The organism is Microvirgula curvata, from assembly GCF_054781615.1.
The window spans coordinates 68,476-83,812 of the sequence record NZ_BAAGUB010000003.1 but is presented as its reverse complement, the minus strand read 5'-3'; the positions used below and the strand labels follow the sequence as shown (position 1 = coordinate 83,812).

Below are 15,337 nucleotides of genomic sequence, written 5' to 3'. Positions count from 1 at the left end.
CGGCCGCTGCGGACCCGTCTGGAGAACCCGACATGGCATTGCCTTCCACTCTCGATGAACTGTTTGCCGGCATGCCGGCACGCCTGCAGGCCGACAAGGCCGCCGGCGTGGTCAGCCGCTTCCATTTCAAACTGTCCGGCGAGCCGGGCGGCGAATGGACCGTGGCGCTCGACAAGGGCCAGTGCCAGGTCGAAAAGGGGCTGACCGGCGAAGCGAAGTGTGTGGTTGAAGCCAGCGGTGCCGATTATCTGGCGATCGAGCGTGGCGAACTGCGGCCGGAAGTGGCCTTCATGCAGGGCAAGATCAAGCTGTCCAACCTGCCGGAAATGATGACGCTGATGCAGGCGTTCTCCCGCCCGGCCTGAGCGCCTGATTCGGCAGGCACCTCGCTGCGCTCGTCCGTTCTTCGCAGGCGGCGTTTGTGGACAGCAAAACGGCCCGGATTTCCGGGCCGTTTTGCTGATACGGGCTACGCGAGGTTCTTTTCGACGATTTCGTAGACGTCCTTGGACAGGGCCGGATGCGCGATCAGCCGTTCCAGCTCGGCCTGCATCATCTGCCGCCGCGCCGGATCGACCCGCTTCCAGCGGTTGAACGCCGCCACCAGCCGCGCCGCGACCTGCGGGTTGATCGCATCGACCGCCAGCACCTGGTCGGCCATGAAGCGGTAGCCGGCGCCATCCTCGCGATGGAAGGCGGCGATATTGCGGCCGAAGCTGCCGAGCAGCGCGCGTGCCTTGTTCGGGTTGCGCAGCGAGAACGCCGGGTGCAGCAGCAGGTCCTGCACCATCTGCAGCGTGTCGCCGCGATGGCTGGCGGCATTCAGCGCGAACCATTTGTCCATCACCAGCGCGTCGTCGATCCAGCGATGGGCGAACTCGTTGAACACCGCGTCGCGATCCGGATGGCGGATATCGCGCAGCGCGTTCAGTGCGCCGATCTGGTCGGTCATGTTGTCGGCATTGCGGCACTGGCTGACGGCCAGATCGATGGCCAGCGGATCGTCCAGTGCGGCCAGGTAGCCGAGGCACAGGTTCTTCAGCTCGCGCTGACCGGCGTGTTCATGGCTGAACGGTTTGATGTCGTTCAGTTCGTAGGCGGCAATCAGGTCGGCGCGCAACTGGCGGGCCAGTTCGGCGCGGGCAAAGGCGCGCACCTGGCGGATGCGTTCCGGATCGGCGGCGTCGATCTTTTCCAGCAGCTCGTTTTCCGATGGCAGTACCAGCGCCAGTGCAACGAAGGCCGGGTCCAGCGCGGTATCGACCAGCACGGCGCGGCAGGCGCAGATGAAGTCGTCCGGCACGGCCAGTTCGAGACCGTCGACGCTGGCGCGGTACAGCGCCAGCAGCATGCGTTCGGCCAGTTGCTGGCCGGCTTCCCAGCGGGCGAAGTCGTCGCGGTCGTGAGCCAGCAGGAAGGCCAGTTCGCTGTCGCTGTAGTCGTAAGTCAGCCGGACCGGTGCGGAGAAGCCGCGCAGCAGCGACGGGACCGGTTTGCGGTCGATATTGATGAAAGTGAAATGCTGGGTGGCTTCCTGCACCGACAGCACGCGCGTGGTCGGGCCGGGGGCGGCGTCGCTGGACAGGGTCAGCGGGAATTCCCTGCCGTCCGGATCGAGCAGGCCGATGGCCAGCGGGATGTGCAGCGGCAGCTTGTCGGCCTGGCCCGGGGTCGGCGGTGTCGACTGGCTGACGGTCAGCGTCAGCGTATGGCCGAGTTCCGACCACTGGCAGGAGACTTTCACCTCCGGCGTGCCGGCCTGGCTGTACCAGCGGCCGAACTGGGTCAGGTCGGCGCCGTTGGCGTCGGCCATGGCGGCGCGGAAATCGTCGCAGGTGACGGCCTGGCCGTCATGGCGTTTGAAATACAGATCCATGCCGCGGCGGAAGCCGTCCTCGCCGAACAGGGTGTGGTACATCCGCACCACTTCCGCGCCTTTTTCGTACACGGTCATGGTGTAGAAGTTGTTCATCTCGAGATAGCTCTCGGGACGGATCGGGTGCGACATCGGGCCGGCGTCTTCCGGGAACTGCATCGCGCGCAGATTGCGCACGTCGCCGATGCGCTTGACCGCGCGGCTGCCCATGTCGGCCGAGAATTCCTGGTCGCGGAAGACGGTCAGCCCTTCCTTCAGCGACAGCTGGAACCAGTCGCGGCAGGTCACGCGGTTGCCGGTCCAGTTGTGGAAGTATTCGTGGCCGATCACGCCCTCGACGCCGTCGAAATCGGTGTTGGTGGCGGTGGCGCGGCTGGCCAGTACGTACTTGGTGTTGAAGACGTTCAGGCCCTTGTTTTCCATCGCCCCCATGTTGAAGTCGCCGACGGCGACGATCATGTAGGTGTCGAGGTCGTATTCGAGACCGAAGCGGCGTTCGTCCCAGTCCATTGCGCGCTTCAGGCTTTCCATCGCGTGCTGCGACTTGTCCAGGTCCTGCGGCTCGACCCAGATTTCCAGGGTGACCTTCTTGCCGCCCCGGGTGACAAACTCGTCGCGCAGCACCGACAGGCGCGCGGCGACCAGCGCAAACAGATAGCTCGGCTTGCGGTACGGGTCGACCCATTTGACCCAGTGACGCCGCTTGTCGGTCTGGCCTTCGCCGACCTTGTTGCCGTTGGACAGCAGCACCGGGAAGCGGTTGCGTTCGGCGATGATGGTGGTGGAAAACTTGGCCATCACGTCCGGACGGTCAAGGTAATAGGTGATCTTGCGGAAGCCTTCCGGCTCGCACTGGGTGAACAGGTTGCCGTTGCTGGCGTACAGCCCCATCAGCGACGAGTTCGCATACGGGTCGACGCGGGTGGCGATTTCGAGAATGAAACTTTCCGGCACGTCACGCAGGGTCAGCGTTTCCGCGTCGTTCGAATAGTGGTTGACGGCGACCGGTTCGCCGTCGAGGGTCACCGACACCAGTTCGGCCGTGCCGTCGAGCACCAGCTCGCTGCTGGCCGCCGCCGCCGGATTGCGCCGGACCGTCATGCGGCTGTCGATGCGGACGTCGTCGTCGCGCAGGTCGAAGGTCAGATCGACCGAATCGATCAGAAAGGCAGACGGGAGATAATCGGCGCGGTACTTGGCTTGCGGTTGGCTCATGATCCAGGTCCGGGAAAGTGGCTTCAGACCCCGGGATTATACGCCGTGCCCGGCCGGGCGACCGAACACCGTCCAGACGGCTCATCAAGGTGGGCGCCGATGTTCACCGTGGCGTCGGTACACACCCGACTGACAGAATCTGTCCCGAGCACGGCAGTCTGCCTGATTGAACCCTGCCTCTTCTGTCCCCGCCGCCGCGGGGAAACCTCGCTTCGTTCGTCCGTTCTTTGTGGCCGGGGTTCATGGACAGTCAGACGCCGTCCCGAAGGACGGCGTTTGCAGAGCGCGCAGGCCAGGATCAGTTCAGGCCGATGGAGACCGCTGCCAGCAGACCGATGATGCAGACGGCGCTGAGAATGGCGAACAGCGGCAGGTAGAACTTCAGCCACTTGCCGAACGGCAGGCCGGCCATGGCGATGATGGCCATGAAGTAGCCTTCGGTCGGCTGCATCAGGTTGGCCAGCCCGTCACCCCATTGCAGGCCGAGCACGACCACCTGGCGGTGCAGACCGACCAGGTCGGCCAGCGGGAAGAACACCGGCAGCGTGATCACGGCCTTGCCGGCGCCGGACGGCACCACCAGGTTGAATGCCCATTCCACGATCCAGATGCCGATGGCGGTCAGCGAGGTCGGCAGGCCGGACAGCATCTGCGCGAGGTAGTACACCATGGTGTCGAGGATATGGCCGTTTTCCAGGGCGACCGAGACGCCGCGTGCCACGCCGCAGATCAGTGCGCCGACCATCACGCCGCGCATCGCTTCGTTGTAGTTCGAGCAGATGTCGTTCAGGCGCTGGCCGACAATCAGGCTGCATACCACGGCCATGCCCATGAACAGGCCGGAGATCGGGACGAAGCCGAGCTTGAACTGCAGGATCGACCAGATGATGGTGATGAACATCACCAGGGTGGCGACGGCAGCGATCCGCTGGCGGACGGTGTATTCCACCGGGCCGGCGTTGGTTTCGGCCTGGTATTTGCTGCGCAGGGTGGCGTCGAGTTCCGGCGTCAGGCTGCGGGCCGGATCTGCCTTGACCCGTGCCGCGTAGCGCATCAGATAGGCGATCGAGATCAGGGTGCTGACCACCAGGAAGATCGCGCGATAGCCGGCGCCGGAGAACATCGGCAGCTGGCCGACGATATGCGAGGTGCCGATGGTGGCCGGGGCGGTCAGGGCGAAGGCGAAGCCGACCGACGGGCCGAGCAGCGCGATGGCGACGGCACTGGTGGTGTCATAGCCGAGCCGGAGCATCAGCGGCAGCACGATCGGCAGGTAGGCGATGCCGAGTTCCGGCGTGCCGACAAAGGCGGCGATCAGGCTGAAAATGAAGACCAGCACGAACATGATCAGGCTGACCCGCGCGCCGAGGGCGGCCAGCAGCTTGTCGATCGCGTAGTTGATGACGCCGGCCATGCGGATGACGCCAACCGCGCCGCCGACCAGCAGGGTCAGGATGACCACGTCGGCCGCCTTGACCATGCCGTCAGGAATGGCGGACATGATCTGCATGAAGCTCAGCGGGGTCTGTTCGATGAACTGGAACGAACCCGGCACCACGGTCGAACGACCGTTGACCATGGTGCGTGCATATTCGCCGGCCGGCATGATGTAGCTGAGCACGGCGACGATCAGCACCATGGCGCCAAGGATGACGTAGATGTCCGGAATCACGAACTTCTTCGCCGCGGGTGACTTGCTGTCCGTCTTCTGCTCGGACGGGGTGTGCAGGGTAGCCATGATGACCTCCAGGTTTGGGACTGGGCGAACCGGCTTGGGCCGGCCGCCAGGGGAACGTGATATGACTCATGGCTAGTCTAAGCAGGGTGCGGAAGGGCTTTGCTGTCCGGGACTGACAATGCATTGTCCTTGCACGCCATGCCGGTGGTCGTCAGATGACCGGCTGGCGGCGATGCTTCATCAGCAGCCAGTACAGCGCCGAGGCGAGCAGCGTGCCGATGATCCAGGCGAACGGCGCCAGCCGTTCCAGCGGCGACCACAGGGCAATGACACAGGACGGAATCGCGGCGACGAAGAACGCCAGTACCGCACGGCGGTTGACGCCGCGGTGATACCAGTAGGCACCGTCCGGCGATTCGCTGTACAGCGCGCTGATGTCGACCTGGCGGCGGGCGATCGCGTAGTAGTCGGTGATGATCACGCCGAACAGCGGGCCGAGACAGGCGCCGAGGCAGCCGACGAACAGATTGATCACGATCGGGTTGTGGTACAGCGACCACGGCATGACCAGGATGGACAGCACGGCAGTGATGACGCCGCCGCGCCAGAACGAGATGTGCTTCGGCGCGATATTGGCAATGTCGTATGCGGCAGAGACGAAATTGGCGACGATATTGATGCCGATGGTGGCGATGACGAAGGTCAGGCAGCCCAGCACCAGCACGGTCGGGTGATCGATGCGCTGCACGACATGGATCGGGTCGAGAATGGCCTCGCCGAAGACGGAAACGGTACTGGCGGTGACCGCAACCGTCACCAGCGCGAAAGCGAGGAAGTTGATCGGCAGGCCGAGAAAATTGCCGCGCCGGACCGCCTTCGTGCTGACGCCGAAGCGCGAGAAGTCGGCGAAATTCAGCAGCAGTGCGGCAAAGTAGGCGATGACCAGCGCCACCACCGACAGCATCTGGTACAGGGTCTCGCCGGGACTCAGCGTCTTGTCAGACAGCGACAGGGTCAGGGCGCCCCAGCCGGCCTGCGACAGCATCCAGGCCGCCAGTGCGAACATGACCAGGTAGACCGCCGGGCCGCAGAAGTCGATAAAGCGGCGCACCCATTCCATGCCGCGCCAGAACAGCGCCAGTTGCAGACACCACATGATCATCAGGCAGATCCAGCCCAGCTCGGTCAGCCCGAGCCACATGCCGTCGAGCCGGCCGACTGCCGCCGGCCACAGCGCGGCCACCATGATCACCAGCGCGGTCGAGGCCAGCCAGGTCTGCACGCCGTACCAGACGATGCCGACAATGGCACGCAGGATGGCCGGCAGATTGGCGCCGAACACGCCGAAACTGAGCCGGGCGATGACCGGATACGGGACGCCGAGCTGCTGGCCCATCACGCCGACGCCGTCGAGCAGCTTGTTGACCACCAGGATGCCGGCCATCATCGCCAGCAGGATCTGCCAGCCGGACAGGCCGAGAAAGAACAGCCCGGCGGCGAATACATAGCCGCCGACGCTGTGGATATCGCTCATCCACATGGCGAAGTAGTTGTAGGTACCCCAGCTGCGCCGCGAGATCGGGAGCAGATCGTCATTGGTCAGACGCGGGCTGTACGAGGGCGGAAGGGTGGAGGGGTCCGGTGCGTTCATGAAAAGCTCCCTGAAGGATGAATTCCTGTGCCGCACCCGTTGCGGGAAGGTCGTCGCACGGTGCGGCGCTGTCGGGTGTGGCGGCCGCCGCTGGCCGGCCGCCACACCGGATATATCCGGTAGTGCCGGCCGCCTGTCGTGACGGCCGGAACAGAACCAGTTTACGGACCGGTTACCGGACGGGAGTTGTCATGACCCGACAGCATGTGGTCTTTTCGCGCCGTTCACTCACCCGGCCGCAGCAACTGGCCGGCCGGCTCGCCGACGATGCCGCTGTCGAGGCGGAAGACCGTGCGCCCGCGCAGCAGCGTGCGCGTGATGCGGCAGCCGATGCGCCGTCCTTCGTAGGCGCTGAAACGGTTCTTGTAGTACAGGTCCTCGGCGCGCAGCGTGTATGGCCGCGTCGGGTCGAGCAGCACCACGTCGGCATCCTTGCCGATTGCGATCTCGCCCTTCTGGCCGAGGCGGAAGCGTTCGGCCGGTCGGGTGGCCAGCAGCCGCATCAGCAGCGACGGGTCGATGCCGCGCTGGAGTACGGCAGCATCGAACATCGCGTCGACGCTGTTCTGGCAGGCGGACAGCCCGCCCCAGGCATCGAAGGCATTCGGCGATGCTTTCAGGTCCGGCGTGCATGGCGAGTGGTCGGAACCGATGATGTGGATGCGTTCGGCACGCAGCGCGTCCCACATCCGTTCCTGGTTGGCGCGGTCGCGGATCGGCGGCGAGCACTTGGCGCGCGGGCCGATCGCATCCAGCTCCTCGGTGCAGAGCAGGAAGTAGTGCGGGCAGGACTCGACGCTGGCATCGACCCCGTCGGCTATGGCGCGGTGGATGGCGTCGACTGCTTCCGGGCAGCTGTTGTGGGCGATATGCACCCGGCAGCCGGTTTCCCTGGCGATCAGCAGCACGCGCTGGACCGCTTCGACCTCGGTGAACACCGGGCGGCTGGCCACGTAGTCGGACACGCGGGTCTTGCCGGCGGCGCGGGCGTCACGGCCGAGCTTGTCGGTCAGGGCTGCGTTTTCGCAGTGGATGACCAGCAGGTCGCCGGTTCTGGCCAGCACCTGCATGCCGCGATACAGCTCGTAGTCGTCGACATTCATGAAGTCGCCCGGCTTGCCGGAGCCGCAGGTGGCGACAAAGCACTTGAAGGCGGCCACGCCGGCGGCGGACAGCGGTTCGAGGTCGGCGAGGTTCCACGGCACCAGCCCGCCCATCGGCGCATAGTCGACGTGGCACTGGCCCCGTGCGGCATCCAGCTTGATCTGCAGCGAGGCCAGATCGGTGGTGGCCGGGATGGTGTTCAGCGGCATCTCGACAAAGGTGGTGGTGCCGCCGGCAGCCATGGCCCGGGTGCCGCTCAGATAGCCTTCCCACTCGGTGCGGCCGGGCTCGGAAATGTGCATGTGCGCGTCGACCATGCCGGGCAGCACGTACTGGCCGTCGGCGTCGATGACTTCGGCGGCCTGCGCCGGGTCGAGGCGGCCGGCGAGACAGGTGATCTTGCCGTCGCGGATGCCGAGGTCGAGCGGAACGGTGCCGTCGCGCAACACGACGGCGCCATTGCGGATGATCGTGTCGAACATCATGGTAAGGAGTCCTTTCGGTTCATTGCGGCGGGCCTGTCGCCAGGCCCGCCTCTGGCGGTCCGTGCCCATCTTCATGGGCCGTCTGCGGCTACATGCCGAGGTTCATGGTCTGCATCAGATACAGGGCGACACAGGCGATGGCGCCCAGTATCAGCATCAGCGGGGTGTAGAAGCGGATCCACTTGCCGAAGTCGACCTTGCCCATCACCAGCGTGGCGACGAAGAAGCCCGAAGTCGGGAAGAAGATGTCGGTCAGCTGGCCACCCCAGGCATTGGCGGTGACGACGGCCTGCTGCGAGATGCCGAGCAGGGTGCCGAGCGGCGACAGCACCGGCATGGTCAGCACGGTCAGGGCAGTGGCGCCCGGCACCAGTGCATTGAACAGCGCCTGTTCCCAGAACACCACGATGGCGGACACTTCGGCCGGCACGCTGCGCATGATCTGTTCCAGCCAGTACACCAGGGTATCGGTGATCACGCCACGGTCCATGACCACGGCGATGGCGCTGGCCACCCCGCACAGCAGCGCGGCGACCATCATGTCACGCATGCCGGCATTGACGTCGTCGCAGATCTGTTGCGGCCGCTTGCCGGCAATGGCGGATGCCGTGATGCCGATGAACAGGAACAGCCCGCCGATGGCCTCGAAACCGAGGTTGTTGATCAGGATGGCGGCAATGGCGCACGGGAACATCACCAGGCAGGCGAGGCCGGCCAGGATGTGGCGGCGGGTGACGACCAGCTCGCCCTGTTCGCGCTGCGCTTCCTGCAGCTCGGCACGCATCAGCTGGTCGGAGTCCAGCGTCAGGCTGCGGCTCGGGTCAGCCTTGACCCGGGCGGCATAGCGCATCACGTAGGCGACGGTGACGATGGTGACGATCACCAGCACCACGGCGCGGAAGGCCGAACCGGAGAAGATCGGCAACTGGGCGATCTGCTGGCCGACACCGACCGAGCCCGGAATGGTCAGGCCGAAGGTGAAGCCCATGCACGGTCCGAGCAGGGCGACCGCCATGGCCGACATGCCGTCATAGCCGAGCCGGTAGAACAGCGGCAGCAGCACCGGCAGGTAGGCCAGCGACAGTTCCGGCACACCGATAAAGGCGGCCAGGCCGGTGAAAATGCCGATCAGGATCGGAATGACCAGAAAGCCCTTGTCGCCGACGCCGTCGATCAGCTTGTGCACGCCGATGTCGATCAGTCCGGCACGCTTGATCAGCCCCATGCCGCCCCCGACCATGAAGGTCAGGAACACGATGGATGCGGCGCGCTTCAGGCCGTCAGGGATGGCGGTGACCAGTTGCATGAAGCCGACCGGTTGCTGGGCGACCTGGTGGTAGGTGCCGGCCACGACCAGCGTTTGCGGACCGTGGGCGGTCTGCAGGGTTTCGCGGGTGTATTCGCCGGCGGGGATGATGAAGGTCAGGACGGCCATGACCAGGATAAAGACCGACAGGACGATGTAGATGTCCGGCATCCGGAATGATTTGCGGGCCGGCCGGCTGTCGGGGGGCATCGGCGCATTGGTGGCGGGATGGGTGCTCATGCTTCTCTCCAGAGTGTTGACGGGTGTCAGCACACCGGACGACGGCCAGGGACTTGCCGGGTTCGGGCGTCAGGGTCCGGTATGCGTATGCCGGAAAACCGGCAGACAACATGCGGCAGCAGGTGCTTGACCGGGTCGGGGACATCCCCGTCCGTCAGCAGGGCGTCCCGGCCAATGACCGATCCACCTCCTGGCACAGGGCGGCATGGCAGGGCGCCGTGTCGCCTCCTGGCATCTGAAGCCAAACAGTACTCGCGACCGGCCGCCGCACCGGGTACGCCGGGACGGCGGCATTCGCAACGCAAACCGGCCACCGCAGGCAGCGGCCGGTACTGGAACGAGGGAACCTGATCAGTTGACGCCGATGACCGATGCCAGCAGGGCCATGCGCACGGCGACCGAGAAACCGATGGCCTTGAAGTACAGCTCGTGTTCGGTACGGTCGATGGCCATGTCGAACTCGCCCGGGTTGCGCGGCAGCGAGTGATGGACACCGACGACCTTGCCGGTCTTCTTCTTCAGGTTGTCGAGCATGTCGAGCGACACGTAGTGGTTTTCCAGCTTGCGCATGAACGCTTCGCGGTCCGGATCGTCCTTTTTCACCGAGCAGCCCGGCAGGTAGATCAGGTCGGCGCCGACGTCAGCAAACATTTCCGCATGCTTCTTCTGGTCGAGGTCGAAATGCTCTTCCCAGCGTGCGCCCATGGCGGTCAGCTTCTTGCGGATGATTTCCGGCGTGCGCAGCTCGCTGGTGCCGGTGTAGACAATGCGGGCACCCATGGCGGCCAGCGCCAGAGCGAACGACTGACCGGAGCGGGCGCGGGACAGGTCGGGCGAGCTGATCACCACGGTGGCGTTCTGCAGGTCGCCGAAGGCGCGCCAGCAGGTGTAGCTGTCCAGCAGGCCCTGGGTCGGGTGGGTCACGTGGCCGTAGCCGCCGGAGATGATCGGCGAGCTGTCGGTGCCGAGCTGTTCGATGGCGCCGAGCGCTTCCTTGTCGTCCGGGTGACGCATGACGATCACGTCGGCGTACTGCGAGGTGACGCGCAGGCTGTCGTACAGGCTTTCGTTCTTGGCTACCGACGAGTTGTGCAGCGGGTCGGCTTCGGTGATCACGTTGCCGCCCAGGCGCAGCATGGCGTTTTCATGGCTGCAGCGGGTACGGGTCGACGGCTGGAAGAACAGCGTGTACAGGGTCTTGCCCTTCAGCAGGTCGACGCCGGTGCGCAGGAACGGTTCGAGCATCTTCGCGGATTCATACAGCGCATGGATCTGTTCGCGCTTGAAATCGTCGAGGAAGGTGATGTTCTTGCCCTTCATGCCGGTAGCGGCCAGTTGCTCGCGGATGTCCAGGGTCTTGAAGTTCTTGGTGAGAGCCATGATGCGATTCCTTCAGAAAGGGATACGGAATGGAGCGTTCATAAGGGCTGTCCGCGCCTCCCGCCCGGTGACGGGCCGGACGGGGAATCAGGCGGTTAGCGGAGAGGAAAGGAAGCCCGGCGCGGACAGAAAGCTTCAGATCTCGACGTCGCGGTTGCAGTCCTTCGAGTAGATGTAGGTCAGCGGGCCACGTCCGGTCCCATAGCAGGCCTGCTTGGTGAACGGGCCGAACCAGATGAAGTCTTCCGCCTGCACGTGGATCCAGTCGGTATCGAGCAGGTACAGGCCTTCGCCTTCGTACAGGTAGGCGCCGTGTTCCTGCACATGGGTTTCGATGATCGGATGGCAGCCAGCCGGATCGAAACTCAGGATGTGCATGTTCATGTCGAACGCTTCGTTGATCGGCAGCAGGTCCTTCAGGTGGACGTTGCTCATGCCGTCGTAGTCCTGCCATTCGATTTCATTGGTATTGCCGAACACGGTGAACGGCTTGCGGCCATCCGGGTGCGGCACATAGCGCTGCTTGTACAGCAGGATCCGGCATTCCTTGCCGTTGGCGTTCTCGAAGGCAATGCCCTGGCCGGCGGTGGCATACGCATAGCCACCCTGACCCATCACCTTGCTTTCGCCACCGACGGTCAGCTTGAGCTGGCCTTCACCATCGAGGATGTAGATAAAGCTTTCTTCGTGCGGCTGGGCGGCGTAAGTCAGCGTGGTGCGACCTTCCGCGCCGACCGTGCCGATGAACTGGATGAAACTGGCACCCATCTTCGGCGTGGCGAGGATGGTCAGCTTGCAGTCGGCGAAGCCGGGAACGCAGTTGATGACGCGACCGTCGTTCGACAGGACGGCATAGTTGCCGTGCTTGACTACGGAGCGGTTCTTCAGCGGGCCGTCGGGATAGGGCATGATTATCTCCAAGTTCGGTTAACGTGCATTCATCTTTCAGAAAAATCGCCGTACTCATGGTGTTTGTGGCGGTTTGTCTTCAGGTGTTGAATGAAGTCTACGCGTGGCCCCGTGCAAGTCGCATGGCCGGGGATGACAAGTCGTTGTCTCTGCGCGCCATGTGTTTCAAGCTGTTGAAAGGCAATGAAAAAACCGCCTTGCGGCGGTCGTTTTTTCCTGTTTGCAGTCATTGTTTGCCGGTTTGGCCGGCCTCGGCGCGCTCCAGCCGGGTCCATTCGTCCGGGGTGCTGCCGATCTCGATCAGTACATGACGACGGAAAGCCGGGCGCGCCGACAGCCGCTCGAACCAGTCGTCGACATGGACCAGGGGCGGGCGATCCAGCGGCAGCGCCCTGTAGCGTGCGGTCAGCGTGCCGGCCGGGATGTCGGCCAGCCCGAATTCGGCCCCGGACAGATACGGGGTCCGGGCCAGCTCTCGGTCCAGCAGGCCGAAGGTGTCGGCCAGCGCTGCCGCGCGGGCGGCAATCAGCTTGTGGTCGCGTTCGGCCGGGGCGGTGCGGATGGTGGCGAGGAAGGCCGGGCCGACCACCGGCGCCAGGGTGGACAGTTCCCAGTCCATCCATTTTTCGCGGGCGGCGCGTTGCGCCGGATCGGCCGGCCACAGCGAGTCGTTGCCGTAGCGGGCGGCCAGGTAGCGCACGATGGTGTTGGACTCGAACAGGGCCAGGTCGCCATCGACCAGGGTCGGCACTTTCCCGTTCGGATTCAGTGCCAGATAGTCGGCAACCTGGGTGCCGCCGAAGCTGCCGCCGGCATTCAGGCGCTGGTACCCGATACCGATTTCATCCAGGGTCCAGAGGACTTTCTGCACATTGCCGGAATTGCGCCGGCCATAAAGCGTGATCATGTCGATCTCCTGTTCTTGCGGGGAGGGAGCAACCGGCCGCGGGGCTACTTGCGTGCGGGCAGCCGGTCGGGGAGGGTGAAGCGGGCCCAGTCGACAACGGCGTCGGCAAGTGCCTGGGCGCCCAGTACCAGATCGTCGGGGCGGGTGTCTTCTTCCGGGCAGTGGCTGCGTCCGCCAAGGCTGGGGACGAACAGCATGGCGGCCGGCATGACCTGGGCAAAGATGCCGGCGTCGTGCATGGCGCCGCTGGGCAGGGTGATCCAGGCGCCGGATGCGCGACGTTCGGTTGCCCGGACCAGGTGCGCCTGCAGCACCGGCGACAGATGGGCCGGCAGGGTTGGCTGGCCGGCGCGGGCAATGTCGACGCCGACCTGCCAGCGGGTACGGATATCTGCCGCCAGCGGTTGCAGGGCGGCTTCCAGCCGGTCGAGCCGGCGGCTGTCGAGGTCGCGGAACTGCAGCCGCAATTCGGCGCGTTCCGGCACGATGGCGGCTGCGCCCGGCTGGAAGCTCATGCGGCCGATATTCCATACTGTTTCCGGGCCGGCCGTGCGGCTGAAGGTGTCCTCGATGGCACTGGCCAGCGCGATCAGCGCCCGGCCGGCATCATGCCGGCGCGCCATCGGCGTGGTGCCGGCATGATTGGCCTCGCCGCTGACGACGATATCGATATTGCGTGCGCCGACAATCCCGCTGACCACGCCGAGGCGCTTGCCGCCATCGTCGAGTACCGGTCCCTGTTCGATATGCAGTTCGATGAAGCCGGCGTAGCGGCGCAGGTCGAGCGGTGCGATCCGGCCGTCGAGCCCGGCGGCATGCAGGCGTTCCGGCAGCGAGGTGCCGTCGCGACAGCGTGCGGCGTCCAGTGTCGGCTGGTCGAGCTGCCCGCTGGCCGACAGGCTGCCGAGAAAGCTGTAATGCGTGCCTTCTTCGTCAATGAAACTGGCGACATCCAGGGCGATGGCACCCAGTACCGGGTCGTGTCGCAGGGTGCGGGCGACTTCCAGTGCGGCGATTACGCCATAGACGCCGTCGAGCCAGCCGCCGAGTGGCTGGGTGTCGGTATGCGAGCCGAGCAGCAGTGCCGGCCCCGGCTGCGGCGAACGGCCGATGACATTGCCGACACCGTCGAGGGTCGCGTCGAGGCCGGCATCGGCCATGCGCTGACGCAGCCAGTGCCGGGAGGCGATGTCTTCCGGCGACAGGCTGGGGCGGACCACGCCGTGTCCGACGGCGCCGAAACCGCGCAGGGTGTGCAGGTCGGCGAGCAGGCGCTCGCCGTCGATGGCCGGGTAGGAGAAGGGAAGCTGGGTCATGATTGACTAAGTCTAGGTGCTGGCGGGCGGGACGAATTGATTTCCTGCGCCAAATCCTTGTCATTGGACGCCAGTCAAGATTCCGCGCGGTTCCGGTTGCTATGATCACCAACATGCCGGCATGAGAAAAGCCGGCTATCTGCCAGACCAGGGCGGCGCGGAACACCGGTGTTGCACCGGCCCGGGGCCGCCACCGATCCGATTTTCGCAGGGAGACGCAAGTGGCTCAGGACAGTTACGCAGCATCGCTCGACCCGGTGTCTCCCAGTGTGCTGGCCAGCTGGATCCGGGCGCTTTGCCAGACCGTGCGCGGCTACGGCTGCGATCCGCTGCCGCTGATGGCAGGGGCCGGGCTGGACGCCAACCGGCTCAATGTGCCGGAGGCGCGCTTCCCGATGATCGGCGTGCGCCGCTTCTGGCGACTGGCAATCGAGGCGACCGGCGACCCGCTGCTCGGGTTGCGGCTCGGCGAGGAAGTCCAGCCGGCCACGCTGCACGGGCTCGGGCTGGCCATCCTCGCCTGCGGTTCGCTGTCCGAGCTGATGAGCCTGGTCGCGCGCTATGCGACCGTGCTGTCGACCACCATGTATATCAGTCTGCGCCATGATGCCGGCGGCAGCGCGCTGGTGGTCAACACGCTCGGCGGCAGCGAGATGAACCACGCGGCGCGCATCGCCATGCTGGCTTTTGTCTATCGCCAGGCATGCAAGCTGAGCCAGCGTCAGGTGATTCCGTCCTTCGTCACGCTCGGCATGCCGCCGGCGCCGGGGACCGAGCGGCTGGACCAGTATTTCCATGTGCCGGTGACGCTGGGGGCCGAGGCCGATGCGATCGGCTTTACCTATGCCGATACCATCGAGCCGTATGCCAGTGCCAATACCATGCTGGTGGGGCTGAACGAAAAGGCGATCCGCGACTATCTGTCGCGGCTGGAGCGCAGCCTGTTCTCGGACCGGGTGCTGACCCAGATCCAGGACATGCTGCCCAGCGGCGAACCGAAGCTGGTCGATGTTGCCACCCATCTCGGGCTGTCGGTGCGTACGCTGCAGCGCAAGCTGCGCCAGGAAAACCAGAGCTTTCAGGCGCTGCTCGACCAGGTGCGGCGCACGCTGGCCAGCGACTGGCTCAGCCACGGCAATCTGGCGGTGGTCGAGATCGGCTACCGGCTGGGGTTCTCCGACCCCAGCAATTTCTGCCGGGCCTGCCACCGCTGGTTCTGCTGTTCGCCGAGCGAGTATCGCCAGCGCTGCCTGCAACTGGTGACCTGAGC

At 65.2% G+C, this 15,337-nt stretch carries 11 protein-coding genes; 2 read left to right on the top strand and 9 right to left on the bottom strand.

Translation table 11 applies throughout. The annotated features are described in order from the left end of the window. Positions 1-32: 32 nt before the first annotated feature. A complete protein-coding gene (locus ACYVG8_RS00595; protein WP_028497755.1) occupies positions 33-365 on the top strand; it encodes an SCP2 sterol-binding domain-containing protein in 333 nt (110 codons plus the stop codon). 104 nt (positions 366-469) lie between these two features. On the opposite strand, the gene pepN is transcribed toward ACYVG8_RS00595, so the two are convergent. The 9 genes from pepN to ACYVG8_RS00550 form a co-directional block, all read right to left on the bottom strand. Continuing rightward, entirely contained in the window at positions 470-3,091 is a 2,622-nt protein-coding gene (gene pepN, locus ACYVG8_RS00590) for an aminopeptidase N (protein WP_460744891.1), read from the bottom strand. A gap of 298 nt (positions 3,092-3,389) precedes the next feature. Further along, complete coding sequence (locus tag ACYVG8_RS00585; protein WP_036384702.1) at positions 3,390-4,829, bottom strand: YfcC family protein; 1,440 nt, start codon at positions 4,827-4,829, stop codon at positions 3,390-3,392. A 151-nt stretch (positions 4,830-4,980) separates the two neighbouring features. Then, positions 4,981-6,420: an NCS1 family nucleobase:cation symporter-1 gene (locus tag ACYVG8_RS00580; protein ID WP_036384703.1), complete on the bottom strand. Its 1,440-nt coding sequence runs from the start codon at positions 6,418-6,420 to the stop codon at positions 4,981-4,983. Between the two features lie 224 nt (positions 6,421-6,644). Continuing rightward, on the bottom strand, positions 6,645-8,009 hold the full coding sequence (allB, locus tag ACYVG8_RS00575; RefSeq protein WP_028497758.1) for an allantoinase AllB: 1,365 nt from the start codon (positions 8,007-8,009) through the stop codon (positions 6,645-6,647). A gap of 88 nt (positions 8,010-8,097) precedes the next feature. Next, on the bottom strand, positions 8,098-9,555 hold the full coding sequence (locus tag ACYVG8_RS00570; RefSeq protein WP_199489744.1) for a YfcC family protein: 1,458 nt from the start codon (positions 9,553-9,555) through the stop codon (positions 8,098-8,100). A gap of 351 nt (positions 9,556-9,906) precedes the next feature. Continuing rightward, on the bottom strand, positions 9,907-10,935 hold the full coding sequence (locus ACYVG8_RS00565; RefSeq protein WP_107889446.1) for an aspartate/ornithine carbamoyltransferase family protein: 1,029 nt from the start codon (positions 10,933-10,935) through the stop codon (positions 9,907-9,909). Positions 10,936-11,070: 135 nt separating this feature from the next. Then, positions 11,071-11,844, bottom strand: coding sequence for a (S)-ureidoglycine aminohydrolase (allE, locus tag ACYVG8_RS00560; protein WP_028497761.1), 774 nt, complete (start codon positions 11,842-11,844; stop codon positions 11,071-11,073). 226 nt (positions 11,845-12,070) lie between these two features. After that, complete coding sequence (locus ACYVG8_RS00555; RefSeq protein WP_460744890.1) at positions 12,071-12,751, bottom strand: glutathione S-transferase family protein; 681 nt, start codon at positions 12,749-12,751, stop codon at positions 12,071-12,073. Positions 12,752-12,795: 44 nt separating this feature from the next. After that, complete coding sequence (locus ACYVG8_RS00550) at positions 12,796-14,067, bottom strand: hydantoinase/carbamoylase family amidase (RefSeq protein WP_036384704.1); 1,272 nt, start codon at positions 14,065-14,067, stop codon at positions 12,796-12,798. Positions 14,068-14,288: 221 nt separating this feature from the next. On the opposite strand from ACYVG8_RS00550, the gene ACYVG8_RS00545 reads away from it, so the two are divergent. Then, on the top strand, positions 14,289-15,335 hold the full coding sequence (locus tag ACYVG8_RS00545) for an AraC family transcriptional regulator (RefSeq protein WP_028497763.1): 1,047 nt from the start codon (positions 14,289-14,291) through the stop codon (positions 15,333-15,335). Positions 15,336-15,337 lie beyond the last annotated feature (2 nt).